Genomic DNA, 24,933 nt, shown 5'->3' with positions numbered 1-24,933 from the left:
CAGGAACGTGCCGGACGATCCGAGAACAGGGTCGCCGTGGATGGTAGCGGCCGACCGGAGCCGCTGCCCGTTTCCGGGTAGCCTCGAACACGACCCACGCCCGCGAGTCCACAGGAGCACGGATGAGTCGTCGCGTTCGAATCGGAGTTCAGCTGCAACCCCAGCACGCCGCCGACTACGGCCGCATCCGCGACGCGGTGCTGCGCGCCGAGGACGCCGGGGTCGACATCGTCTTCAACTGGGACCATTTCTTCCCGCTCACCGGCGACCCGAACGGCCCGCATTTCGAGTGCTGGACCATGCTCGGCGCCTGGGCCGAACAGACCGAACGCGTCGAGCTCGGCGCCCTGGTCACCGGCGGCGGCTACCGCAATCCCGACCTGCTCGCCGACATGGCTCGCACGGTCGACCACATCAGCGGCGGCAGGCTCATCCTCGGTATCGGCGCGGGCTGGTTCGAACGCGACTACGACGAGTACGGCTACGAATTCGGCACCCCCGGCACCCGCCTGGCCCTGCTCAAAGACAGCCTGGCCCGCATCTCCGCGCGCCTGGGCAAACTGAATCCGCCCCCGCTGCGCCAGATCCCGATCCTGATCGGCGGCAAGGGCGAGCGCAAGACCCTGCGCCTGGTCGCCGAATACGCCGACATCTGGCACTCCTTCTCCGACGTCGAATCCCTCGCCCACCGCAACCAGGTCCTGGCCACCCACGCCGCCGCCGCGGGCACCGACGAGTCCCGCATCGAACGCTCGGTGCAATGGCTGGGCCGCCCCGAAGCCGACGCCCTGCACGCCGCGGGCGTCACCCTCTTCACCGTCGGCGTCTCCGGCCCCGACTACGACCTCACCACCGTCCGCGAGGCCATCGACTGGCGCGACGGCGTAAACCCCGAACTACTCGAGGGCCTGGCCTGAGCTAGTCGTATTCCAGCCAGGTTTCGCGCTGGAAGTACTCGTCATCGGCGTCGTCGTCCTCGGGGGTCGGTGCGGAACGAGTTGTCGCGGGGGTGGTGTTCCAGCCGTGTTCAGCGGGCTGCGGCTGGGCCTGACCGGCGGTCTGCTGCTGTTGAGGTGACGGCGGCACTTGGCCGAGTGTGTCGACGTACGCTTCGCGCCGGGCCCGCAGCCGTGGGTCGTTCTCGAGCCGGGCGACCGCCGCGATCACCGCCGCCCGCGACTCGGCCAGCGCCGCGGCGTGCAATCGGACGATCGTCGCGACGAGCGTGTCCGGGTCAAGGCGCCGCGCGGCATCGGTGAGCTGAACCGACTCGAGCGCACCGTCCGCGCCCACCCGCACGGTGGCGATATCTGCCCCGGCAGCGGCGGTGGCGGGCTGGTTCAGGCCGCTGTGCAGCCGCCCGATATCGGCGTCGAGTGGATCGAGCGCGCCGGTCATGTAATGCCTCCCCTGGTCGATCATCCCGTTCCGCAATGCCATCTATAGATGGCATCAGCCGGTCGATGCAATCTATAGTTGGCACGATCGATTGCGGTGGGGCATGACGTTGACGCCCCCGTGGGGAGGGAATCGAGTGAGTCCGACACCAAGCGTTGAACAGTTCGACCTGGACCCCGACGCGGTGCGCGCGCTCGCCGCCGGGATGGGGACAGCCGGTCAGGAAGTCCAGGTCATCGGCAAAGGCGGGGCCCTCGCCGACGGCGTCTACGAGTGCATGCCCAACGGCGACACCCCGCAGGCGTATCAACTCGCCGCCCGCCGCGCCGACAAGGCGATGGCCGCCGTCGGCACCGCCCTGGCCGAACTCAGCGGCAAAACCGTCGCCGCCGTGATCACCTTCCAGCAGCAGGACCAAGCCCGCGCCGGCGCCCTAGCCGGGGTGACCCCGCGATGAGCCAACACCTCACCGTCCCCCAGGTCGAATCCTGGAAACCGGCCGCCTTCGCAGCCCAGGCCACCGAATTCGCCCGCCAGGCAACCGAACTCCGCACCACCGTCCAGACCCAATACCTATCCGTAGACGCCTCCCGCGACACCTTCCGCCGAGAAACCGGCGACGCGATGCGCACCCGCTTCGACGAGATCCGCACGAAATCCCTCCTCATCGCCGACGCCCTCGACCGCGGCCGCGACGCCGCCACCGCCGCCCAGTGGACCATCAGCTCCGCCCAGGGCTTCCTGGCAGCGAAGAAGTCCGACGCCATCGCCAAAACCTTTGAAGTCCACGACGACGGCACCTGCGTGATCTCCGAAACCACCAAGCAACGCCTGTATTCCGCGATAGCGAGCCAATCCACCGACCCGAACGTCATCGCCGACAAATACACAACCGGAATGGCCGCCCTCCAACTCGACGCCAACACCCACACCGCCGCTGTCAAGGCCGCCCTCACAGGCGCGATGAACGCCGACATCGCCGCCAAATCCGCCATCGAAGCGGCCTTTGAAAACCTGCCGACCCCAGACTCTTTCGGCAACGCGACAACCCCGGTGACGGTCACTCCACAGCCCCCGGCCAACGGCACTCCACAGGAGAACCGGAAATGGTGGGATTCGCTGACGGCCGCCCAGAAGTCTGAGGTCCTGGCCGGATCACCGGGTGTCGTCGGCAATCTCGACGGATTGCCCGCGGAGGTGCGGGACAAGGCCAACCGCGCGATGATCCCAGTCGAGCAAGCCCGCCTCGAGGCCGACAAGACCAGGTTCCAGGACGCCCTGACGACCGCAGCCGCCACCGGTGACATGAGCGGCGTCGCGGCCGCCCAAACCGGGCTGGACCGCACACAGCAGAAACTAAAGGATCTCGCCGCGGTCGAAACCGCCGTCGGGGAAAGCACTACATCGTCGAAGCCTCCGCGCTATCTGATGGCCCTGGACATGGAATCCGGCCGCCAGGGCCGTGCGGCGGTGGCGGTGGGCAATCCGGATACGGCGGAACATATTTCGGTCACCACACCCGGTCTCGGTTCGGATCTCGACGAGACACTGCTCGGTGGTGGCGAACCGAAGAATGTCGACGGCGGAATGATGGGTGAGGCCCAGAATCTGATCGCGACATCGGAATCGCAGTTGGCGGCGGCCGGCCGGGACGGCGAGCAGGTCGCCTCGATCGCGTGGTTCGGCTACGACCCGCCACAGGGCGGGTCGAACCTGTCCGATCTCACGCCGGACATGATCAATGTGACCAATGAGGGCCGTGCGCAGGAGGCGGCACAACCGCTGTCCGCGTTCTACACCGGTCTCGATGTGGCCAGCGAGAAGAACGATCCACACATCACCGCGCTGGGACACTCCTACGGCTCGCTGGCGACAAGTCATGCGCTGCAACAGCAATCAGGCGTCGTCGACGATGTCGTGTTCTATGGCTCACCCGGTCTGGGTGCTGATGTGTACGCGCCCGGCATCTGGGGGCTCGGCTCGCCGACCACGAATCTCGGCTTCAACGACGCGGTCGAGAATGCCGGTGATCTCGGCGTTCGTGACGGCCACGTGTACGAGATGAGTGAGAACCGGGACGGTGTCGCGAACTCGAACTCGTTCGGCCGCAGCCCGAACCTGATGCCCTGGGTAACCCACCTCAGCACCGACCCCATCACCGTCCAGGACCCCGCCACCGGCAAGGACGTCACCTACTCGGGGGCGAGCGGCCACTCCGAATACGGGCGTTCCGACGGAACGAACCTGCACCGCTCCGGCTACAACCTCGCCGCCATCGTCGCCGGTCTACCCGAGAACGCCACCAACCCGCAGACCGGGAAGTGAACCGAGTGGCCGGCCGGAAGCTGGAAACAACGGGAAAACTGCTGGCCTGGGGCGTGGCGATCGGCGCACTGTGCCTTGTCGGCACGATCGTCGCGACACTGCTGGTGTGGGGCTGGGCGACCCGCGACAGCGGCTACCCACCCGAGCCGATCACCCCGGAGAGCATCGCGCGAGCCGAGGACGACATGCGCCCGCGTGGTTCATTCGAGGACGCGCTGGCCGAGCGGGACCGGATTTTCGCCCTGTTGCAGAACGTGATCGGCGGCCTCGAGCCCGGTATCCAGTTCCGCCCCGGCAGCGAGCGTGAAATCGAGGGCTGTGGAGGTTCCTATGGCGCCGCCGGCGGGCGCGAATCGAAATATCGATCGATCGAAGGTACGCCCAAGATAGCGAACGACAACTGGCTGCAAGTGAACGATCGGTCGATAGCCGCCGCGGCGGAAGCCGGTATCGAACTGGTCCCGGTCCGGAAAGACGACCCGGTGCGGTTGAACCAGGTCGCCCTCGAGTCACCGGGAGGTGGATTCGAGATCACCATCTTCAACACGCCCCACGACTTCGAGTACGGCGAGAAGACCGCTATCGCGATAGTGGTCGACTGCCACCTACCGGCCGACAAGCTCAATGCCCCGGGGACGCCGACGAAATGACCACTTCCCTGATCGAGAATCGCCCGCTTCTCCACGCACCATACGGATCGGAGTCGGTATGACAATCAATGACACGTCTCCCTCTGGTCTCTGGCAGGCGGCCTGCGACGGGCGATTCCGGCTCGAGGCCGATGCGGCGCGGGAATGCGCAGCGCATTACGCCTGGCTCGCCGACCAGATCGACCTACGTATCGCCGAAGCCGAAAAGCTCAGCAAGCTAGCGGGATTCGGTGGGTTCGATTCGGCACAGCAACTCCAGTCCGGATTCGAGCAGAAGGCCGATCAAGGGGTCATCGCGATGCGGAGCGTCAAGGTGGAGTGTCGCGAGCTGCAAGCGGCGGTGCTTCGCGCGGGCGGTTTGCTCGCTGAACAAGACTTTTCGACGGCAGTCGCCATCGTCGGACGGACGGAGTCCCTGTCATGACGAAATGGCGCGCGGGATTCGCTTGTGGCGCGGTGGTGGCGGTGTGTAGCTGGGTGGCCGGGTGCAGCGGGGAAGCCACCATCGATCAGCCGGATGGGGCGAGCAGTGGCGCACCCGCGAGTACCACTTCCGCGACCCGGCCTACGCTTACCGCCGCGAAGTTGCAGCCGCCATCCCAGGACAACAAATACACTCAGGCGGGTGGTCGGCCGAAGGTCGTGGTCGATCCGTGCACCTGGATTCCCGACGACATCGTCGGCACCATCGGTATCGATCCCGCGACTCGTCAGCGCGGTCGAGATCTCGTCGCCGAATATACGTTCCTGACTTGCGATTTCGCCAGTGCGACGTCGGGCGCCGACTGGTTTCTTTCGGTCGAGTCCGGAAACGTCTCGCTCGATGAAGTGCGGCAGAAGTACGCCGGGAAGACCGAGGACATCGAAATCAATGGGCGCGCGGCGGTGCGGACGGTGAAGGTCGGCGACCAAACCTGCGACGTCGACCTCGAAACCTCGGTCGGGTACTTCGGTGTCGGAGCGTCCTATCACGGTATTCCGGGGACGAATTCGCAGTCTCCTTGCGACAAGGCGATGGAGTACGCCCGCGCACTCGAACCGGTGATCGGCGATGGCAACTGACATGTTCCAGACGAAGGGTGGGGGCCTGTGACAGGGGAGATTCCGTTGATCCCGGGGGTGATCGGGATGACGACCGCGCAGCAACCGGTGTCGACGGCCGAGACGGCGGCGGCGTTCGACGCGGCGACCGGGACGCAGCGCAAGGCGGCGGGGATCGGGGTGGGGGCGGCGGGGGCCGATCCCGCGTATATCCAGGCGATGGAGGAGTTCGCCGCCATGCCGCATGCGGAGATCTACCGGCGTGCGCAGGAGATGCAGCCGGGGGTGATGGCGCAGACCGCCGAGACGTGGAAGGCGATCAGTACGGCGCTCACCGGCAATGTCATCGGCCTCACGGCCAAGGTGAACGCGACGATCGCGCGGGGCTGGGAGGGGCGGACGGCGGAGGCGATCGGCGCGGCCACGCAGGCGTTGACGGGGCGGTTGACCGAGTTGCAGAACGTGACGCAGGCGGTGGCGTGGCGGGTGGAGGCCGCCGCGTTCGGTGCGGAGGTGGTGAGGGCGCAGATCCAGCCGCCGCCTGCCGTGGTGTCGGGGCCCGCGGTGCCCGGTGCCGAGAACCCGGTCGACGCGGTCGGTTCGACGCAGGCGCAGTCCGAGGCGTGGCAGGCGGCCATCTGGACGATGCGCAACAACTATCAGACGACGTATGAGCCTGCGGGGCAGGGTGTTCCGGTGTTTCCGACCTCGAATGATCTGGGTGGCAACGAGGTTCCGGTCGGCGCGACCGGAAGTTCGCCCACCTCGCATGGGTCGCAGAGTGGCACCGATCCAGGCACCACCGATCCGGCTGTCACCGATCCGGCCCAGTCACCCGGGGACGACGACAGCACCGGCACTGCGGCTGAACAGAATTCGGCGCCAGGCGACGACTCATCCGGAGGCGAATCCACCGGCAACGAATCCACCGGCAACGAATCCACCGGCAACGACTCGACCGGCGACGATCCGACAGCCAACGACGAGACCACCGCGGCGAGCACCCAACAGCCGTCCACGAGTTCCCCGACAACCACCGGTACCCCAGGCGGCACCCCAGCAGGCAACCCGGCGGCCCCGGGTTCGCCCGGCGCGGGCAGCCCCGGACCAGCCAACGGCATACCGAGCCCAGGCCAGGGCAGTCCGGTCGTGCCGGGCGCCCCGGGCACCGCTGCCAGAAGCGGTGCACCGGCCGCGAACACCCGCACCACCCCGGGCCTGCACGGCATGCCGGGCATGGGCGCCCCCGCCGCCCGCCAGAACCAGAAGGCCGACGACGAGCACCAAGGCCGCCCGGAATTGCGCATCCACCCCCGCAACCGGGTCGACCTGGTCGGCCCACCCCAGGGCACGGTCCCTCCCGTCCTCGGCGCCAAGGCACCCGAGCGTCGACGCACCACCGATCGCGAGTCGCCGTAGTGCGGTGGGCGTTCACCGGTGACGAGTTCCTGTACGTGTGGGGCGAGAGCGGCAGCGATCGGGTTCCCGCGCCGCTGACGGTCGTGCCGTCGGTCGCATGGCGGCACGAATGGGAGGCCGTGGTGGCGCGGTTGCGCGAGCGGCTGCCGGTCGCGCGGGATCCGGATCTGTCTGCGGTGGTGCGGCTGGCCGCGGCGCCGGAGCTCGCCGTCACCGTGATCGGTTCGCGCAACGGCACGCCGATCCGGTTGTACTGCGCGGTGACCCAGCGCAGCGCGGTGGCGCTGGCTCAGTTGCCCGATTCCGACGATGACCGCACCGTGGTGGTGCGTGCCGGGAGTCCCGCGTCCGTCCCGGTCTGGGTGTCGCGGTTCGCCGGGCAGCGGCGGGCCGGTGCCGTGCCGCCGCTGACGGAATCGGTTGCCGCGCTCACCACCCCCGCGCAGGCGGTGGCGCTGGACTACGGGGAGGTGTCGACCGCCGACCGCGTGCACGATCTGCTCGCGGAACCGCGCTCCGGCGACGGCCACGTGGAGGTTGTGCGGGGCAGACCCGGGTCACCGGAGCCGGTCCGGCGGCACCTGAGTTGGTTCGATGTGGCAGGCGACGGCCGCTACGCCTACCGCTACCGGCACGGCGACCTGATGGTCGAACCGTGCTCGACCGCGCGGTTCGAGCAGGTCCTCGCGCGGATGACGGGGCTGGGCTAGCCGTGGCGTGACCCCGGCGACACGGTGCTTGCGGCAGTGTTGCCGATCACCGCGCAGGCGCGCGTACGCTGCCCGGAGCGCGGTAGCGGCTAGGGTCTATCGCCATGGCGAAGGTGCGTGCTGTGCGGACTCGGGCGCGGATCGCCGCGCTGTTACTGCTCGTCGGCGTGGCCGCGACCGGCTGCGGCGGCGACACCGAGACCCGCGATCTGTGTTCCCCACCCGGCCCCGCCGCGGCCGCCGCCGCTCCGACCAACCTGGCCGCAGGCGAGACCGCGGGCGCTGACCGCTACACCACCGCGACCACGGTCCCGCTCGACTCGATCGATCCCGGCGCGCTCGGCCTGCTCACCCCGGGCAAGCTGAGCGTCGGCACGCTCTCGGACGCCCCGCCCAGCATCTGTGTCGACAGTTCGGGCAGCTTCACCGGTTTCGACAACGAACTGCTGCGCGCGATCGGCGCGAAACTCGGCCTGCAGGTGGAGTTCTCGGGAACCGAGTTCGCCGGGTTGCTGGCCCAGGTCTCGGGCAAGCGCTTCGACGTGGGTTCGTCGAACATCACCACCACCGACGCGCGGCGTGAGCTGGTCGGCTTCACCAACGGCTACGACTTCGGCTACTTCTCGCTGGTGGTGCCTCAGGGTAGTGCGATCAAGGGCTTCGGCGATCTCGGGCCGAGCAGCCGGATCGCGGTGGTGCAGGGCACGGTGCAGGACGAATTCGTCGTCAACCAGCTGCGTCTGGACCCGGTGAAGTTCCCCGACTACAACACCGCCTACGCGAACCTGAAGTCCGGCCAGGTCGACGCGTGGGTCGCGCCGTCGGCCCAGGCCGAGGGCGCCATCGCGCCCGGCGATGGAATCACCATCTCGCAGAACACCTTCAGCCTGGACAACTTCGTCGGCTACGCGGTCGCCAAGAACAACCAGCCGCTCATCGACGCGCTCAACGCGGGCCTGGACGCGGTGATCGCCGACGGCACCTACGCACGTCTCTACACCGACTGGGTGCCGCGCGAACTCCCGCCCGGCTGGAAGCCCGGCTCCAAAGCCGCACCGGTACCGCAACTTCCGGACTTCGCCGCGCTCGCCGCCGAACGCGGCACCGACGAGCCCGAGCAGGCCGCGCAGAAGTCCACCCTGCAACAGCTCGGCGACACCTTCTTCGACTGGTCGCTGTACCGCAAGGCCTTTCCCGACCTGATCAAGACCGGTCTGCCCAATACCCTGATCCTGGCCGTGGTCTCGGGCGTGCTCGGCACGGTGCTCGGCATGATCCTGGCGGTCATGGGTATCTCGCGCACCCGCTGGCTGCGCTGGCCCGCCCGTGTCTACACCGATATCTTCCGTGGTCTGCCTGCCGTCGTGATCATCCTGCTCATCGGCCTCGGTATCGGCCCGGTGGTCCGCAATGTCACCGGCGGCAATCCGTACTGGCTGGGCGCGGTGGCGCTGGCGCTGCTCGCCTCGGCCTATATCGGCGAGATCTTCCGCTCCGGCATCCAGTCGGTGGAGCCCGGCCAGCTCGAGGCCGCGCGCGCCATCGGCTTCGGCTACCGCCAGGCGATGACGCTGGTGGTGATCCCGCAGGGTGTGCGGCGGGTGCTGCCCGCGCTGATGAACCAGTTCATCGCGCTGATCAAGGACTCCTCGCTGATCTACTTCCTCGGCCTGCTCGCCTCCCAGCGCGAGCTGTTCGCCGTGGGCCGCGACCTCAACGCCCAGACCGGCAATCTGTCCCCGCTGGTCGCGGCGGGCCTGATGTATCTGGTGCTGACCATCCCGCTCACCCACCTGGTGAACTACATCGACCGGCGGATGCGCACCGGCAAACCGGCACCCGCCGCCCCCATCGACCCGGTCGAGACGGCCGTCATCACGGAAGGGCGCTGATGAGTGCATCCCTGACCGGCTCCGGACTGAACCTCACCCTGGGCGGCAACCACATCCTGCGCGGTGTGGACATCCACGTCGAGGCGGGCCACGCGACCACCGTCATCGGCCCGTCCGGTTCCGGCAAGTCGACGCTGTTGCGGGTGCTCAACCGCCTGCACGAACCCGATTCCGGTGACGTCCTGCTCGACGGCAAGTCGGTCCTGTGCGACAACCCCGACAAGCTGCGCCAGCGCATCGGCATGGTGTTCCAGCACTTCAATCTCTTCCCGCACAAGACCGTCGCCGACAACATCGCGCTGGGTCCCCGCAAACTGCGGGGCCTGTCCGCCGAGCAGGCCCGCGCGCTGGCGGTGGAGCAGCTCGAGATCGTCGGGCTGGCCGACAAGGCCGACGCCCGCCCCGGATCGCTGTCGGGTGGTCAGCAGCAGCGGGTCGCCATCGCCCGCGCGCTGGCGATGAAACCCGAGCTCATGTTCTTCGACGAGGCCACCTCGGCGCTGGACCCGGAGCTGGTCAAGGGCGTGCTCGCGCTCATGGCCGACCTCGCCTCGGGCGGCATGTCGATGATCGTGGTGACCCACGAGATGGGCTTCGCCCGCAGCGTCTCCGACAGCGTGGTGTTCATGGACCAGGGCGTGGTGGTGGAGACCGGCACCCCCGACGCGCTCTTCGACGACGCCCAGACCCCGCGCCTGCGCCGCTTCCTCGACCAGGTCCTCTGACCAGGTCGAACGGGGTCGCGGCAACCCATGCGCAACTGCTAATGTCGGCATCGTTCCAGCTCCACTGACGAGTACAGGAGAGCACGATGACCACGGCACACGCCGAACATCTCGAACATACCCATATCCACGGTCCCACCTGCGGACATGTCGCCGTTCCCCACCAGGATCACGTCGACTACGTCCACGACGGGCACCTGCACCGCGAACACGACGGTCACTTCGACGAGTGCGAAGCCTCAGCACATGTCGAGCACACCGCTCACGATCACGAGCACGGGCCCGGCTGCGGTCACGTCGCGGTCCCGCACGGCGACCACGTCGACTACATCCACGACGGTCACCGTCACGCGGCCCACGACGGCCACTACGACGACCACTGACCGACCGGTAGTACCCCGGCCTCGACCGCCCATCCGGCTCGACCAGCGCGACGCCGGTGGGTGATCGGGGCCGTCGTCGTCTCCGGTCCGGAGGCGGCGGTTCAGTCGCTCACGGTGGCGAAGGCCGCCCAGAGCAGGGGAGAGTTCGCCGGAATCGGGTCGGACTGCCAGTCCGCCAGGCGACCGCGCTGCCAGGCCAGCAGGGTGGGGATGGGGGTGGCGGTCTCGTGGGCGGCGTCCACGGCGCAGACCGCGGCCTGGAGCGGATGCGTGGTGGTGGCGGTGAGGGTGTGGAAGGCGTGGTCGGTGGGCAGCGGCCAGCGCGTCGCGGTGACCAGTTCGGCGCCGGCCGCCAGCGCCGCCGTGGTGAGCCCGAGCGCCTCGGTGAAGCGCAGGTCACCGCCGCTCTCGCAGGCGATGAGCGCCACCCGGCTCGGCATCGGCCACAGCTCGCGGCCCGCGACCGGCGCGGCGTCGATGGTGTGGGTGCCCAGCAGCAGGTCCTTGGCCGAGAGCGGCCGGTGGGTGCGCTGCGCGGCGGCGAAGCCCCTGGTCTCGGCGGTGCAGCTGAGGTGCAGTTGCGCGTGTTCGCTCTCGCCGGTCTCCGGTGCGGGCGCGGTGACGTGGCCGACGTAGACGAGCCTGCTCGCCCCGGCCCGCAGCGCCGTCGAGAGCCAGGTGCGGTCGGTGTCGGCGCGCCGGAACAGGTCGACCGGATCGCGCACCACGGGTACCAGCCGATCGCCGTAGCTCGCGAAATGCTGAGTCACTGCCGTGTCGGCGTTCGGCCTGCCCAACACGGAACCGAGCTCCGAATCCGCGCGGAACCCGGGCACCCGGGGATCGAGCACGGCGACCACCGGCAGGTCGCGGGTCTTGTTCCAGCGGTGCACGATCCGGCCCTGCGCGCGCACGACCGACACCGGCGCCAGCAGACTCACATCGGCGATGTCTAGCAACCGCACTTTCGGGTCGGGCGCGATGATCTCCCACGGCACCTGCGCCAGCCGCGGTGACGGCTGGATGCGCAGGTGCGGACGGATGCCCCGCTGCCACATCTCGTAGAGCTGTACGGCCAGGCCGTAGGGGAGCAGGGTGCGCGAGAGATCCTGTGCCAGCGCGTGTTCCGCGGCGGGGTCGACCAGGGCGCCGCGAGTCATGATCCGGTGCAGGTCACCGGGGTGGGCCGGGTCGGGTACCGCCTCGGTGAGCTTGCGCAGGGCTTCGCGCACCTCGTCGCGGGGAAGCGTCGCGACGCCACGCGCGGCGGCGTCGTCGACCCAGCGCCAGGACACGTACACATCGCCCGCGTCCGCCATCCGGATCAGCGCGGTCGGCGCGTCGCAGTGCGCGGGAGAGGTGTGCGACCGATCTCCCGGGAACTGATCGTCGGCGGGCACGTTCACAGGGTGATCACCCGCTTGTCGCGGACCGGGCGGCCGTAGCGGTGCTCGGCGTAGGTGATGAAGTCCGCCAGGAGTATTCGGCCGTTGTCGGCGAGCAGCGGCGGTGGCGCGACGGGGATTCCGGCGGCCGACGCCACGTCCGCGAGCGCGCTACCGAGTTGCAGTGTGGCGGTGGATGGTTCGGTAGGTGCGTCGAGCAGGTCGAAACCGAGGCGAGGTGTGACCGGTTCGGAGAAGGCGATGGGATCGAGAGCCGTTCCGGCGCACTGGCTGTCGATGAGGTCGCTGACCAGCTGCGCGTCACCGGTGCGAGCCGCGCAGTGGAAGGCCAGTCGCATGGCGGGTTCGGCGATCTCGCGGTGCCAGTGTTCACGCTGATTGCCGTTGGGCAGGGTGTGGCGCACCGCGTCGATGGCGAGGGCGGCGGGGACGGCGAGATTCACCGCCCGTGTCAGCGATTTCGGGTCCGGCTGGGCCGCAAGGGCATTGGCACCTGACAGCAGTTCGGCGTGCCAGTAGTCGAGCTGGGCGCAGTGCATGCCGAGACCGTGCGCCGAGTACACCGCGAACGCCTCGGCCAGCAGTTCCTCACCGCGCGGGAGATCGCCTTCGGCGCAGGTGATCGTCGCCAGCCGGAGCCGGACATCCGCCGCGTCGAGGACCGCGCCGGTGGCGTCGAACCGCGCCAGCGCCTGCTCGTAATGCGTTCGGGCGGTGTCGATATCGCCGCGCCCTTCGGCGACAAAGCCCATGGTCTTGGCGCCGATACCGGACCAGTGTCCGAGCCCGGCGGCGTCGAAGGCCCGCCGGCTGGCCCGCAGTGGTTCCTCGGCCTCGTCGAAGCGGCCCATCCGCGCGAGCATGATGGCCAGGTTCTGCTGGGATTCGGCCACCGAATCGGTCGCACCGGCCGCCTCGAAGGCCGCCACACCCTGGCGCGCGAAGTCGATCGCCAGCTCCCGCCGCCCCGTCTCGAAGGTGCTCGCCGCCAGGTTCATCAAGGGATGACCGGCCAGTTCGGGTGCGAAACGCTCGGTGACACGCAGTGATTCGTGGGCGAGGTCCGCGGCCTGTGCCCACTGCTGCCGATGCAGGGCCACCGCCGTCAGCGAGAGCAGGCAGGCCACGCGCAGAAAGCCCTGCTCGGGATCGTCGGCCAGCAGTGCCCGCGCTTCCTCCAGCACCTCCTGCGCCGCGTCGAGCTCACCCAGGTGCTGGAGGGCCTGCGACAGATTCACCAGTGCGGCAGGCCGCTGATGTGCAGCGTCTTCGGGCAGGACGGCCAGCGCGGTGCGGAACAGCGTCACCGCGCGCCGATGATCGCCGAGTTCATCGGCCATGCTCGCGGCATTGATCAGTGCCGCGCTACGCAATCGCGGTGCCGCGCCCTCGGCGGCCTGCTCGAAGATGGCCAGCGCCGCACCCACCTCACCGCGCTGATAGGCCGCGTATCCCGCGGTGAGCTGCGCGTCGTCCTGCTCGGACGCCCTACCGGTAGCCGCCATCGCCTCCGCTCCCGTCCGTCATCAGAAGTCCTCCTCCTCGGCCACTGCCTCCGCTGCCAATCGGGGGAATCCGTTCGCGCCGGTCAGCCGCTCCCGTGCGAAGTCGCGGATTCGTTCCCGCTGTGCGGACTCGTCTTCGGGCGGGTCCGCGGGGCCCACCCCCGGAACGAACACGTCGACCGTCACCGCGCTTTCGGCCCCGTCCGGAAGCTGGACATGGCCGACCCACGAATCGCCCTGTGATCGCAAGGCCACGGCGAGGGTCCGCGTCGGCGCGTCGGAGTCCGAGCCGCCGGACGTGACGGCCGGTCCGGTGTCGGGCAGATCGGGGATGGGCGTGTTCGTCTGTCCGGCGAGCCGGTTCGCGCCGGTGGCGGCACCGACGTAGCCGACGGGCCGCAGGTGCGTGGGAATCGGTTCCCGGCAATCCGGCGCGGCGACGACCGAGACGCGGACCGTCGAGACTCCGGCCGCTCGCGAGACCTCCCAGGTCACCGCCTGTTCGCTCGCGTCGAGGATGCCGGGCGGGCACCGCCGCCAGTCCCACCCGCCGGTCCCGCGCGCGACCACCAAGCCGCCCGCGACCATCGCGCCACCGGCCGCGAGCGCGTAGTCCTCGCGCCGCCCTGCCCGCCGCGCGGGCTCAGAAGCAGGTGACGTGGGTGAAGCCGTTCGTGCGGAACCACTCTCACGCGCGAGGCTCGGATCAGCCGTGCCGGTCAGGTCCGCACCCCCGACCACCATCTCGCAGCGCTCGGTCAGTGCGGCCAGCTCGCTGGTCAGGAGGTCGTGGTCGAGGGCCGGGATGGCGTCGATCGTCGACGCGGGCCACCAGCGAGTCACCCAGTGGGCGTAAGCGAGTCGACGGAGATCGGTGACCAGGTCCGGTTGTGCGGGTTCGGCTGTGAGCGTCTGGGGATGATCGTCGGCGACCGCCACAGCGACGGTTTCGCCGTAGACCGCCCACAGCCAGTCCTGTGCCGCGCCGCGATCATCGAGGACCGCGCCCGGCAATGCCTCGTCCGCGTGCAGATTCCAACTCAGATGTCCACCAACGACTTCGAGCACGAGTACATCCAGACCCGGCACCGCATCCGTGACCAGCGGCGCACCACCGGGCGTGAGGACGAGCAGCCCACCTTCGTCGCGCACCTGGACAACCGTCATCAGCTGGCCCTCGCTTCCACGTCCGCGACGACCCCGGCGGACAGCGCTTGCTTCACCCGATCCCGATGATCCAGCATCACCGACCGCGCCACCCCGTCCAGCAGATCCCACAGCTCATCCGGCCCCCACACCGCCAGCTCCCGCACATCGCGCCCGTGCAAGCGCACCCACAACCTGCGCAGATACGGCCGCCACGGCACCCGCAACTCCGCCGCCACCGCTGCCAGCGCCCCTCGTTCACCCGTCACCGCGTCGAGCCGCGCGCCCGCACCTGTCGCGTCGTGCGAGCCCTCGACCGCGTGCACCGCGAGGCGTCGCGCCTGGAGCACGTACGCTTCCCGCCGCCACCGCGCGTTGATCACCTCGTGCGCCCGCGACGATCCCCGCGTCCTGTCGCCGTCCCGGCTCGGCGGTTGCGCGGCGTCACCGACTATCGGCGAAAGGCCCAGTGCCAGTTCGGAACCAGCCGTGGCGGCAACCCGCAGCGACTCGTCGAGCAACCCCCATGGCGCGCAACTGCGTGAGATCTCCCGCAGCACCAGTTCGGGGATCTCCGGCAGATCCGTGCGATCGGTGCTGCCCTGCAACACCGTGAACACCCGTTCGTAGACGGTCCGGTCGAACGGCAGCGCGAGATTCGCCGTCGACGCCGAGGCGCCCAGTCGCGGCTGTCGCGGACTCGGGTGACGGGTCAGCCCCAGGCGATCGGCGCCGTCGACCGCGTGGACCTGCCACAGCGCGATGCCACGGTGGGTGCCCACCCGGTCCTCGACGAGGTCGTCGAACAGTGGCCCGGCATCGGCGGGATCGCCCGCGCGGGCCAGCGTGCAGGCGTCGAGCAGCTCGATCAGGTCGGCGGCGCGGTCGCGAGCCCCGTAGTCGGCCACCGGCCGCCGCGACCAGGCCAGCGCGAGCAGTTCGGTGAGCTCGGCAGCCTGAAGTGGTTCGGTTACATGGCTTTTCAGTGCCGTGGTCGTGCGGCCACCGGTGCTCTCGTGGATCTCGCGCAGCGTCGCCGCCGCGATCTCGCGCGCACCGGCGGCATCCGGTGCGCCGTGCACGGTGGCCAGTTCGTAGCAGCGCTGGAAGTACAGGTCCTGGGCGTTGCCCTCGGTGATCCGCAGGGCCCGGCGCACCTGCTTGAGCAGGACGAACCAGGCCGCGCAGGCGCGCAGGGTGTCGGACCGGGCGTGCACGAGGGCGGTCAGCAGGGCCACGCCGTCGGCGTCGAGGACGGTGGGCGCGCACAGCGGATGCTGCACCGGCCGGATGACCAGCGGGTCGAGGATCAGCTTCACCGTGCGCCGCAGCGGCCCGCCGGGCGCGCCGCTGAGCGCCTCGACACCGTCGAGACCGCGCCACACCTCGTCGAGCACCATGGCGCGGGGTCTTCGCATTCGACCAGGTTAACGGCATTTCCGACAGGGGGCGGGGAGAAAAGTTGGGATCGGTAGGCGGCGCGCGATTTCTACCTTTCTCCCAACGGGTCACCCACAACGGCCCGCGACACCGAGAGAACGGAAACACCATGAACGCCAAGCTGATCGCCGCCCTCGCCGCCTCCGCCACCGCCACCGCGCTGTTCGTCACGGGATGCGGTGACTCCGGCGACACCGCCGCCCCGAGCAGCCCGGGTTCGGCCGCGCCCGCCGCGGGCAAGTCCTCCGCGAGTGTCGACGGCAAGGAGTTCGCCGCGAAGTTCGACACCACCTGCGCCCAGCAGGCGGGCACCCTGGCTCTGGCGCTCACCGACACCGCCAACGCCACCTACGGCAGCCTCTCGGTCAGCGCCTCGCTCGCCGGCGACACCGTGCAGGCGGTGGCCATCGCGGGCAGCCAGGGCGGCGCCAACGGCCTGCCCTACGCCGTCGGCTACGGCAACGGCCAGCCCGGCGGATCGGCCCAGCTCAGCAAGGACGGCAACACCTACCGGATCACCGGTGAGGGCGTCGGCGCCCCCGATCTCACCAACCCGCTGGCCGGTCCGGCGACGGTGAAGTTCGACATCACCTTCGCCTGCTCGACCACCGTCGGCGCCTGATCCCACCCGCGACCCGGTCGCACTCGTCTTCAGGAGACATCATGAAATCCACGATCCGTGCGGCCGCGGTCGCGTTCGGGGTACTCGCCGTCGGCTACTACCTGTTCTACGGCCTCACCTACACCCCCGACGAGTTCACCGGCGCCACGCTCGGCTGGGTCGGGCCGCAGATGGCCCTGCCGATCATGGCCGCGACCATCGTCCCGATCGCCTTCGCCTTCACCGGTGACGGCATTCTCGAGGCGTTCACCGGGCGCAACAGTTCGGAGTTCCGTGACGGCGCGGTCGGCATCGGCACGATCACTTCGTTCCGGCAGACGGGGGTGTCGGTGAACGACCAGCCGCAGGTCAGGATCGAATTCCGGGTCGAAGGCGCGGACGGCAAGGTCTTCGACTCGCACGCCAAGATGATCGTGCCGCTCACCGAACTCGCGCTCTTGCAGCCGGGCGTGGTGCTGCCGGTGCGCTACCTGCCGGACCGCACCGACAAGGTCGAGGTGGATCGTTCCGGCGACAACGGCGCCGCTCAGCGGGCGATGAACGAGTCGCTCATCCGCAAGGGCATCACCACCCGCGCCAAGCTCGACATCGCCGAGCGCGGGCTGGCGGCCCAGGCCGTGGTGCGCCGCCTCGACGTGCCCGGTCGTATTCGCGGCGGCTACACCGAGGTCGTGCTCGGGCTGGTGGTGACCCGCCCGGACGGCAGTACCTTCGAGACCAGGGCCGAGAAATTCCTCCCGCCGACGGCGGTCGGGCTGGTGCAGGTCGGCCGGATCGTGCAGGTCCACTACCTGCCCGGCAACGAACAGGAGGTGGTGATCGCGCTGCCGGTCAACGCGGGATGACCCAGTTTTGGTCGAGCGTTCATCTTCGCGTTCCCGGCGCCTCGCCTGGGCTGCTTACCGTGCCGGAGTCCGTACTACCCGGGAGTCACCGTGAGTCCGAAACCGCTCGCCCTGTTCGTCGCACACGACGGCCAGTCGGCACGCGCCGCCCTGACCTGTGAATACAAGTGTGGCAACGCCTGTTTCCACGAGCCGCCGAACACCTCCGACGGCGCCTACTTCGGTGACATCGTCAGCGGCCTCAACCGCCGCGGCCTGATCAAGGGCGGCGCGGCCGCGGTGCTGGCGATCGGCGCGGCGAGCGCGCTGGCCGCCTGCGGTGACGACACCTCCGGCACGGGCGACACCCCGGCGGGCGGCGGCGCTCCCGCCACCGGCACCGACTTCACCGCCGTCACCCCCAACAAGGACGACGCGCTGGTCATCCCCGAGGGCTACGAGCAGCAGGTGGTGCTGCGCTGGGGCGATCCGCTCTTCGCCGATGCCCCCGCGTTCGACTTCGACAACCAGACCGCGGCCGCGCAGCTGAAGCAGTTCGGCTACAACAACGACTTCGCGGCGCTGCTGCCCATCGAGGGCCAGGCCAACAGCTTCCTGCTGGTGGTCAACCACGAGTACACCACCGGCCCGATGATGTTCCGCGGCTACGACAAGGACAAGCCGACCGACGAGCAGATCGCCATCACCAAGGCCGCGCACGGCCTGACCGTGGTGGAGGTCAAGGGCGAGGCGGGCAGCGGCAAGCTGACCCCGGTGTTCGGCAAGTACAACCGCCGCATCACCGCCGACACCGAGTTCGTCCTCACCGGTCCGGCCGCGGGCAGCGAGTTCACCCGCACCGCAGCCGATTCCGTGGGCACCAAGGTGCTGGGCACCTTCGCCAACTGCGCCGGTGGCGTAACCCCTTGGGGCACCATCCTTTCCGGCGAGGAGAACTTCAACGGCTACTTCGCCAACGGCGACAAGGCCGACGACCCGAAGAGCCGACTGAAGCGCTACGGCCTCACCGAGGGCACCACCGCCAATCGCTGGGAGCGCGTGGACAAGCGCTTCGATCTGGCGCAGGAAGCCAACGAGCCCAACCGGTTCGGCTATGTCGTCGAGGTGAATCCGTGGGACGCCACCGCCACGCCGATCAAGCACTCGGCCATGGGCAGGCTCAAGCACGAGGGCGCCTCGATCTATGTCACCGCCGCCGGTGACGTCGTCTCCTACACCGGCGACGACGAGAAGTTCGACTACATGTACAAATTCGTGTCCAAGCGCAAGATCCAGCAGGGCACCGGCGCCGCCGCCATGCGCCACAACCTGACGATCCTGGATGCCGGGACCCTCTACGTCGCCAAGCTCACCGGCGACCACGCCGAGCAGATCGACGGCAGCGGCAAGGTGCCCTCCGATCAGGGCTTCACCGGCAAGGGGCAGTGGATTCCGCTGCTCGAGACCGGCGAGGACGGCCAGGCCAAGTCCCTCGTCGAGGGTTTCAGCGCCGCCGAGGTCGCGGTGTTCACCCGCCAGGCCGCCGACAAGGTGGGCGCCACCAAGATGGACCGCCCCGAGGACTTCGAGGCCAACCCGTTCACCGGCAAGGTCTATGTGGCGCTGACCAACAACGACAACCGGGCCAAGGAGGGCAAGCCGGGCGTCGACGAGGCCAACCCGCGCAAGCTCAACAAGAACGGCCAGGTCCTCGAGCTCACCGACAACCACACCGGCACCGATTTCACCTGGTCGCTGCTGCTGGTCTGCGGTGACCCCGCCGCCGCCGACACCTACTTCGCCGGGTTCGACAAGACGAAGGTCAGTCCCATCTCCTGCCCGGACAACCTGGCCTTCGACCCGCACGGCAACCTGTGGATCTCCACCGACGGCAATGCGCTCGAGACCAATGACGGCCTGTTCGCGGTGACCCTCGACGGCCCCCGCCGGGGCGAGACCAAGCAGTTCCTCACCGTGCCCAAGGGTGCCGAGACCTGCGGTCCGATCGTCACCGAACAGCGCGTCATCGTCTCGGTGCAGCACCCCGGCGAAGGCGACGACGCCACCCCCGACAACCCGCAATCGCACTGGCCCGACGGCGGCAGCTCCCAGCCCCGCCCAGCCGTCGCGGTCGTGTGGAGGAAGAACGGCGGCCGTATCGGCATCTAGCCGGCACCCGACCCGCTGACGACGCCGTCACTCGACTGGGCGAGTGACGGCTTCGTCGTACCCGGGCTAACTGCTGCCGAACAGGCCGGACATATTGGCGAAGCGGGCGAAATCGCCCTGGGCTCCGCTGTAGACATTGACGTCGGTGGCGCCGCCGATGCCGGGGACGCTGCCACGGTCGGTGGTCTGCCAGAAGGTCCAGGTGGACCAGCCGCCGGGGACCTCCGGGTGTTCGTTGCCGCTGTAGTCGGCGATCCAGAGGGGGTAGCGGGTGAAGGCGTTGGAGTCGGCCATCGCCGTCTTCCAGAAGTTCGGATAGGTGTAGATGATCGGGGTGCGGCCGGTCAGCGCCTGGAGCGCGTTGAGGTAGCGGTGCGTCCACTCGACCAGCGCGGCGGGGGAGAGCCCGCCGGACGCCTCCAGGTCCAGCACCGGCGGCAGATCCAGCGGGCCGTTCTGTCCGAGCACGGTCGCCGCGTACAGCGCGGCCTGCGGCTCGGGCGGCAACTCGGGCCGCGCGTAGTGATAGGTCCCGCGCGCCACCCCGGCCGTGCGCATCAGGATGCTGTCCGGCACGAAGTACGGATTCACATAGTGCAGCCCCTCGGTGGCCTTCACCATCGCGAACTGATGCCCCGCCGCCCGCACCGCGTGCCAGTCGATCAACCGCCCGTCCACGTGCTGCCACGACGACACGTCCGGCCCACTCGGCGCCGCCTGCGCCACCACCGGCACCACCGCACCCACCGCGACCACCGCCATCACGCAACCCCGCCGAACCGCGGCCTTCCAGCCCTTGGTGTCCATGAGGGACGACCGTAGGTGATCCCCGCCGCCATGACCAGCGTCTCGCCGGGGTGTCCGCGACCTGAATCACCGCAGGTCGGCCTACTCGCCCTGTGTCCGACGAACCGATCACGTCCGGTAGCTGTCGCGGCGGCGGTTCATATTGCGGAGTTGGTCGGTGGGGGGTCGTATGTTGGTGCCGACGGCGACGGATGGGAGTGGGGATGGTGGGTAAGAAGGTGGTGCGGTTCGAGCCTGCGGTGGGGGATCCGCGGGGGGCGCGGGCCGCTGTGGTGCCGGGGGATGATCCGGTCGATGACGCGACGGTGGTGGGGGTCGAGTATCGCGGGGCGGATTTCGCCGAGTCGAAGGTGTACGGGTTCGGGGCCGAGCGGTGTGTGTTCGACAGTGTGCGGTTTCCGAGTACCTTGCGGCAGGCAACCATCGCCGAGTCGGTGCTGCGGGTGTGCGATCTGGCCAATGTGCAGGCCGACGACTCCTCGATGTTCGAGACCGAGGTCGCGCACGGCAGGCTGACCGGGCTGTCCTGGACGGCGGGTGTGCTGCGTGATGTGCTGATCGACTCGTCGCGGGCGGATCTGTCCTCGTTCGCCGAATCCCGTTTGCGCACCGTCGTTTTCCGGGACTGCGATCTGCGCCAGGCCGATTTCCAGCGCACCGAGTTCCGCAATGTCCGCTTCGAGCGCTGCAATCTCACCGGCGCCCGCTTCGCCGACGCGCGCCCGCAGCAGAACCTGCGCTTCGAGGACTGCGACCTCACCGGCATCACCGGAGTCACCGCCTTGCGCGGGGCCACCATTCAGGGCGGTGACCTGGAAGCCCTCGCGGCGACCCTGGCCCGCGAGCTCGGCATCACCGTCGAGTGGCAGGACTGAGTCAGCCCAGCCAGTCGAGAACCGAAGCGGCGGTCCAGGATTGCTGCATGCTCCCAAGGGGAGCGCCGGTGAACGGCTCGTAGTACTCGGCGAAGCTGCCGTCGGAGGCCTGGCGCAGGCCCTCGGCGCGCAGCATGTAGGAGCGTTCGGCCCAGCCACGGCGGGCGAAGGCCCAGGAGAACAGCCAGCTCATCACCGGCCAGACCGGGCCGCGCCAGTACTCGCGGGGGCGGAAGTCCTTGGAGACAGGGGAAGTCGATGGCGGCAGGGCGTAGCGCAGGTCGGGGTGGCCGCAGAAGCGCGGGCCCTCGAAGGTGGTGAGCAGGGCGCGCTCGGCGGGGCGGGGCAGGCCGCCGGAGAGCAGCGGCGCGAACATGGCGAGGGTCTCGGTGCCGATCCAGCGCTGCAGCCGGACGTCGTAATCGCGTGCGGCGCCGGTACGTTCATCGGTGGTAGCCACTACACCGGTGCGGAAACGTCGCGCCCACTCGTGTAGTTCGCGTACGTCGGCGTGCGGCTGCTTGTACTCCTCGCCGATATCGGCGAGCACCTCGCAGGCCAGCGCGAAGATCGCCGAGACGAACACGTCCTCCACCGCGAAACTCATCACCGAGGTGAGCTGGAAGTCGTCGTAGTTCGCCCGGCGCATCTGCTCGACCAGCCACAGGTAGCGGTCGTATTCGCGATCGCTGGGGCGCTGGGTGGGATCGGAGATGATCGCGGTGTCGGCGCGCCGGTACGGCGGCAGGTCGGCGCCGGGAACCACGTGGGCGTAGGCGCGGTCCCAGCGCGGCGAGTTGTCCATTCCGGATTCCCAGCCGTGGTACAGCGTGATCCGGCCGTTCTCCTTGGGGTCGCGGGCGTGCGCGAGCCAGCGGTGCCAGCGCACCAGATCGGGCCAGCGGCGGTTCAGGAACTCCTCGGCGACGGCCCGGGTGGACCGTCCGTGCCTGCGGGAATGGTCGAGAATGCGCTGCACGGCGATGGCGTGCACGGGTGGCTGGGTGATGCCGGAGGTGTCGGGCCCGTCCGGCGCGTTGGCGGCCAGCCTGCGACACTCCCAGCGCGCGGGCCCGGGAAAGTAGCCGTCGACGCCGTTGGCGAAGACGATGTGCGGGATCATCCCGTTCTTCCACTGCGCCGAGAGCAGGGTGTCGAGCTCGACGACCGCGCGCTCCACGCTCAGCGGCGCGAGCCCCACCGCGACGAACGCCGCGTCCCAGCTCCACATGTGCGGGTAGAGGCGGGGCGCGGCGCTGGTCATGGTGCCCAGGTCGTTGCCGCGCAGGAGATAGGCGGCGCGGGCCGCGAGCTGCGTGGGGGTGAACCCGGGGTCGGTCATGTCTCTATTCTGCGGCCGACCAGGCGAAACGGCATCCCGGCACGGCTGTGACGGTCAGTACCCCACCGGCCGGTTGTCGTTCTGCGCGGCCGCGCCGACCGAACTGAGCATGGTGGTGATGCACAGGCCGACGAGCAGATTGATCACCGCCGTCGCGATCTTTGCGTCCAGGTCGGCGACCAGCGTGAACGGCAGGATCACCGCGACGGCCGTCACCAGCAGGCAGATCCAGGTGAAGAACGTCAGCGGGCTCGGCATGGCCAGCAGCAGCACCATCAGCAGGGCCGTCGCCAGCAGTGCGGCGCCCGCGGCGGCCATGGCGTAGGAGGTGGTGGACACCGTGCCGTACGCGCCCGCGCCCTCCGGCGACAGGATCGCGATACCGAGCACGCCGCGCACGAGCATGATCGCGACGACCACGAGCAGCGCGGCCACGACGGCGGTCCCGATCCCACCCGCCCACAGCTTGCCGATATTGACCGCCGGTTTGGGCGGCTGACCCTGGTTCTGCGGATACTGGGGATTCGCTGGATCGTAGTTGTACCGAGGATCGGTCATACCCCGACGGTACTAGCGACCGCCCCTGATCAGCGTCGAAACCACCGAGGTGTCACCGCCGAATACCCGGATCGCCGGATTTGCCGGAATCCCCCGCGCCGCCGTCACGGCGACCGGGCGGTTAGCGTGGGGGCCATGACGGTGACCAACACTCCCGCCGCGTCGGCCTTGATCACGGGTGCCAGCCGGGGCCTCGGTGCGGCGATCGCCCGCGAACTCGCGCCGACGCACGAACTGCTGCTGGGCGCCCGGTCGGCCGACGCGCTGAAACCCATCCTCACCGAACTCCCGAACGCGACCGGCTGGCCGGTGACCCTCACCGACTATCCGGCCGTGGCCGAGGCGGCGGCGCGCATCGAGCGGCTCGACGTCCTCGTCCACAATGCCGGGATCGCCGATCTCGGGACCGTCGCGGAGTCCTCGGTCGAGCAGTGGCGAAGCACGCTCGAGGTCAACCTGATCGCGGTGGCCGAGCTGACCCGGCTGCTGCTGCCCGCGCTGCGTGCCGCGAACGGCCATGTGGTGCTGATCAATTCGGGTGCGGGGATGCGGGCGCATCCGGGCTGGGGCTCCTACGCGGCGAGCAAGTTCGGCCTGCGCGCCTTCGCCGACGCACTGCGTCAGGAGGAGCCCGCGCTGCGCGTCACCTCGATCTTCCCCGGCCGGATCGACACCGATATGCAGCGCGCGATCGTGGCCGACGAGGGCCGCGAGTACCGCCCGGAGGAGTTCCTGCGCGCCGAGACCGTGGCCGGGGCGGTGCGCGTCGCCGTCGATACGCCGCGCGACGGTCATCCGACCGAAGTCGTGCTCCGCCCGGCATAATCGGGCGCACGAGGACGCCCGGTATCCCGGAGGGGGATTGCGCGTGGAACGACGTCGAATGCTGGCTCTGCTCGCCGCGGGTACCGCCGTGGCACTGACCGGGTGCGCGACCGCCGAGGGCGAGACGGTCGAATCCGGTTCCGGTGGCGAGATCCCCTTCGCGCCACCCGCCCCGGCCCCGGCGGTGCTCCCGCCGCCACCCGGTGGCCCCCGCTCGATCATCGGGCCGGGCACCATCACCGCGCTGCCGGGCCAGGGCACCAGCATGGCCCTCACCGTCGACGACGGCGCCAGTCCCGAGGTGGTCGGCGCGTATGCGCGGTGGGCGAAGGACACCGGCGCCCGCTTCACCTTCTTCGTCACCGGCTACTACGAATCCTGGACCGTCCATCGCGACGCCCTGCGCCCGCTGGTCGACTCCGGCCAGATCCAGCTCGCCAACCACACCTGGGACCACGCGGCACTCACCAAGCTGAGCGCGAGCGGGGTCGCCGACCAGCTCTCCCGCACGAAGACCTTCCTGCACAACACCTTCGGCGTCGACGGCACACCGTTCTACCGGCCACCGTTCGGCTATCACAACGCCACCGTCGATCGCGTGGCCGCCGACCTCGGCTACACCGTGCCCGCCATGTGGTACGGCTCGCTGTCGGATTCCGGCCTGATCACCGAGGAATACCTGATCGAGTGCGCCCGAAAGTATTTCGCGGCCCAGGCGATCGTCATCGGACACGCCAATTTCGCCCCGGTCACCCGGTGCTACGGACAACTCGTCGACATCATCCGCGAGCGCAATCTCTCGCTGGTCACCCTGAACGACGTGCTCGAGGTGCGGGCCTGAACGACGCGGCGCCCCGGACCGAAAAGGACC

The 24,933-nt window shown here is 69.3% G+C and carries 25 protein-coding genes; 17 read left to right on the top strand and 8 right to left on the bottom strand.

The features are described 5' to 3' along the window. Nucleotides 1-122 precede the first annotated feature (122 nt). Nucleotides 123-917: an LLM class F420-dependent oxidoreductase gene (locus tag ACWEMY_RS25360; protein ID WP_452392017.1), complete on the top strand. Its 795-nt coding sequence runs from the start codon at nt 123-125 to the stop codon at nt 915-917. A 1-nt stretch (nt 918) separates the two neighbouring features. Here ACWEMY_RS25360 and ACWEMY_RS25355 read toward each other — a convergent pair whose 3' ends face one another. Then, nucleotides 919-1,440 carry a hypothetical protein gene (locus ACWEMY_RS25355; protein ID WP_452392016.1) on the bottom strand — a complete coding sequence of 174 codons (522 nt, stop codon included), beginning with the start codon at nt 1,438-1,440 and terminating at the stop codon, nt 919-921. 94 nt (nt 1,441-1,534) lie between these two features. Here ACWEMY_RS25355 and ACWEMY_RS25350 point away from each other — a divergent pair, with 94 nt between their 5' ends. The 10 genes from ACWEMY_RS25350 to ACWEMY_RS25305 all read left to right on the top strand — a co-directional run bounded on the left by ACWEMY_RS25350 (nt 1,535) and on the right by ACWEMY_RS25305 (nt 10,543). Continuing rightward, nucleotides 1,535-1,855, top strand: coding sequence for a hypothetical protein (locus ACWEMY_RS25350; RefSeq protein WP_452392015.1), 321 nt, complete (start codon nt 1,535-1,537; stop codon nt 1,853-1,855). Beyond that, nucleotides 1,852-3,723: an alpha/beta hydrolase gene (locus tag ACWEMY_RS25345; protein ID WP_452392014.1), complete on the top strand. Its 1,872-nt coding sequence runs from the start codon at nt 1,852-1,854 to the stop codon at nt 3,721-3,723. Before ACWEMY_RS25350 ends, ACWEMY_RS25345 begins: the two co-directional genes overlap by 4 nt. A 5-nt stretch (nt 3,724-3,728) precedes the next feature. Next, complete coding sequence (locus tag ACWEMY_RS25340; protein WP_452392013.1) at nt 3,729-4,373, top strand: LppA family lipoprotein; 645 nt, start codon at nt 3,729-3,731, stop codon at nt 4,371-4,373. Between the two features lie 58 nt (nt 4,374-4,431). Further along, nucleotides 4,432-4,797, top strand: a complete 366-nt coding sequence (locus tag ACWEMY_RS25335) for a hypothetical protein (protein ID WP_452392012.1) — start codon at nt 4,432-4,434, stop codon at nt 4,795-4,797. Next, complete coding sequence (locus tag ACWEMY_RS25330) at nt 4,794-5,435, top strand: DUF3558 domain-containing protein (protein ID WP_452392011.1); 642 nt, start codon at nt 4,794-4,796, stop codon at nt 5,433-5,435. Before ACWEMY_RS25335 ends, ACWEMY_RS25330 begins: the two co-directional genes overlap by 4 nt. 66 nt (nt 5,436-5,501) lie before the next feature. Further along, nucleotides 5,502-6,833 carry a hypothetical protein gene (locus ACWEMY_RS25325; RefSeq protein ID WP_452392010.1) on the top strand — a complete coding sequence of 444 codons (1,332 nt, stop codon included), beginning with the start codon at nt 5,502-5,504 and terminating at the stop codon, nt 6,831-6,833. Beyond that, nucleotides 6,833-7,543, top strand: a complete 711-nt coding sequence (locus ACWEMY_RS25320; RefSeq protein ID WP_452392009.1) for an ESX secretion-associated protein EspG — start codon at nt 6,833-6,835, stop codon at nt 7,541-7,543. The genes ACWEMY_RS25325 and ACWEMY_RS25320 overlap by 1 nt, the downstream gene beginning before the upstream one ends. A 104-nt stretch (nt 7,544-7,647) precedes the next feature. After that, nucleotides 7,648-9,435, top strand: a complete 1,788-nt coding sequence (locus ACWEMY_RS25315; protein ID WP_452392008.1) for an ABC transporter substrate-binding protein/permease — start codon at nt 7,648-7,650, stop codon at nt 9,433-9,435. Continuing rightward, nucleotides 9,435-10,160 carry an amino acid ABC transporter ATP-binding protein gene (locus ACWEMY_RS25310; protein WP_452392007.1) on the top strand — a complete coding sequence of 242 codons (726 nt, stop codon included), beginning with the start codon at nt 9,435-9,437 and terminating at the stop codon, nt 10,158-10,160. Before ACWEMY_RS25315 ends, ACWEMY_RS25310 begins: the two co-directional genes overlap by 1 nt. An 86-nt stretch (nt 10,161-10,246) precedes the next feature. Further along, entirely contained in the window at nt 10,247-10,543 is a 297-nt protein-coding gene (locus tag ACWEMY_RS25305; RefSeq protein ID WP_375931661.1) for a hypothetical protein, read from the top strand. 101 nt (nt 10,544-10,644) lie between these two features. Here the strand turns inward: ACWEMY_RS25305 and ACWEMY_RS25300 are convergent, their stop codons facing one another. The 4 genes from ACWEMY_RS25300 to ACWEMY_RS25285 all read right to left on the bottom strand — a co-directional run bounded on the left by ACWEMY_RS25300 (nt 10,645) and on the right by ACWEMY_RS25285 (nt 16,000). Further along, the gene (locus tag ACWEMY_RS25300; RefSeq protein ID WP_452392027.1) at nt 10,645-11,862 is read right to left on the bottom strand and encodes a CHAT domain-containing protein; all 1,218 of its coding nucleotides are present in this window, start codon (nt 11,860-11,862) and stop codon (nt 10,645-10,647) included. A gap of 83 nt (nt 11,863-11,945) precedes the next feature. After that, entirely contained in the window at nt 11,946-13,454 is a 1,509-nt protein-coding gene (locus ACWEMY_RS25295) for a tetratricopeptide repeat protein (protein WP_452392006.1), read from the bottom strand. Between the two features lie 21 nt (nt 13,455-13,475). Then, nucleotides 13,476-14,621 carry a hypothetical protein gene (locus tag ACWEMY_RS25290; RefSeq protein WP_452392005.1) on the bottom strand — a complete coding sequence of 382 codons (1,146 nt, stop codon included), beginning with the start codon at nt 14,619-14,621 and terminating at the stop codon, nt 13,476-13,478. Beyond that, the gene (locus ACWEMY_RS25285; protein ID WP_452392026.1) at nt 14,621-16,000 is read right to left on the bottom strand and encodes a hypothetical protein; all 1,380 of its coding nucleotides are present in this window, start codon (nt 15,998-16,000) and stop codon (nt 14,621-14,623) included. The genes ACWEMY_RS25290 and ACWEMY_RS25285 overlap by 1 nt, the downstream gene beginning before the upstream one ends. Before the next feature lie 149 nt (nt 16,001-16,149). Here ACWEMY_RS25285 and ACWEMY_RS25280 point away from each other — a divergent pair, with 149 nt between their 5' ends. The 3 genes from ACWEMY_RS25280 to ACWEMY_RS25270 all read left to right on the top strand — a co-directional run bounded on the left by ACWEMY_RS25280 (nt 16,150) and on the right by ACWEMY_RS25270 (nt 19,655). Continuing rightward, a complete protein-coding gene (locus ACWEMY_RS25280) occupies nt 16,150-16,662 on the top strand; it encodes a lipoprotein LpqH (RefSeq protein ID WP_452392004.1) in 513 nt (170 codons plus the stop codon). Between the two features lie 41 nt (nt 16,663-16,703). Then, complete coding sequence (locus ACWEMY_RS25275) at nt 16,704-17,507, top strand: hypothetical protein (RefSeq protein ID WP_452392003.1); 804 nt, start codon at nt 16,704-16,706, stop codon at nt 17,505-17,507. A 90-nt stretch (nt 17,508-17,597) separates the two neighbouring features. Then, entirely contained in the window at nt 17,598-19,655 is a 2,058-nt protein-coding gene (locus ACWEMY_RS25270; RefSeq protein ID WP_452392002.1) for a PhoX family protein, read from the top strand. A gap of 66 nt (nt 19,656-19,721) precedes the next feature. On the opposite strand, the gene ACWEMY_RS25265 is transcribed toward ACWEMY_RS25270, so the two are convergent. Then, nucleotides 19,722-20,417 (bottom strand): glycoside hydrolase family 25 protein, encoded by a 696-nt coding sequence (locus ACWEMY_RS25265; RefSeq protein WP_452392025.1) that lies wholly within the window; start codon nt 20,415-20,417, stop codon nt 19,722-19,724. A gap of 248 nt (nt 20,418-20,665) precedes the next feature. Here ACWEMY_RS25265 and ACWEMY_RS25260 point away from each other — a divergent pair, with 248 nt between their 5' ends. Next, on the top strand, nt 20,666-21,337 hold the full coding sequence (locus ACWEMY_RS25260; protein WP_452392001.1) for a pentapeptide repeat-containing protein: 672 nt from the start codon (nt 20,666-20,668) through the stop codon (nt 21,335-21,337). 1 nt (nt 21,338) lies between these two features. On the opposite strand, the gene ggh is transcribed toward ACWEMY_RS25260, so the two are convergent. Both ggh and ACWEMY_RS25250 read right to left on the bottom strand, forming a co-directional pair. Next, the gene (gene ggh / locus ACWEMY_RS25255; protein ID WP_452392000.1) at nt 21,339-22,679 is read right to left on the bottom strand and encodes a glucosylglycerate hydrolase; all 1,341 of its coding nucleotides are present in this window, start codon (nt 22,677-22,679) and stop codon (nt 21,339-21,341) included. Between the two features lie 54 nt (nt 22,680-22,733). After that, on the bottom strand, nt 22,734-23,237 hold the full coding sequence (locus ACWEMY_RS25250; protein WP_452391999.1) for a DUF6069 family protein: 504 nt from the start codon (nt 23,235-23,237) through the stop codon (nt 22,734-22,736). 135 nt (nt 23,238-23,372) lie between these two features. Between ACWEMY_RS25250 and ACWEMY_RS25245 the strand changes: the two genes are divergently transcribed. Together ACWEMY_RS25245 and ACWEMY_RS25240 are read left to right on the top strand one after the other, a co-directional pair. Then, on the top strand, nt 23,373-24,062 hold the full coding sequence (locus ACWEMY_RS25245) for an SDR family oxidoreductase (protein WP_452391998.1): 690 nt from the start codon (nt 23,373-23,375) through the stop codon (nt 24,060-24,062). A 58-nt stretch (nt 24,063-24,120) separates the two neighbouring features. Then, a complete protein-coding gene (locus ACWEMY_RS25240) occupies nt 24,121-24,903 on the top strand; it encodes a polysaccharide deacetylase family protein (protein ID WP_452392024.1) in 783 nt (260 codons plus the stop codon). The last annotated feature ends 30 nt before the right edge of the window (nt 24,904-24,933 follow it).

The organism is Nocardia sp. NPDC004415 (assembly GCF_053602435.1).
Note: the sequence above shows the minus strand (reverse complement) of the source record. Positions and strands in the feature narration are given on the sequence as shown.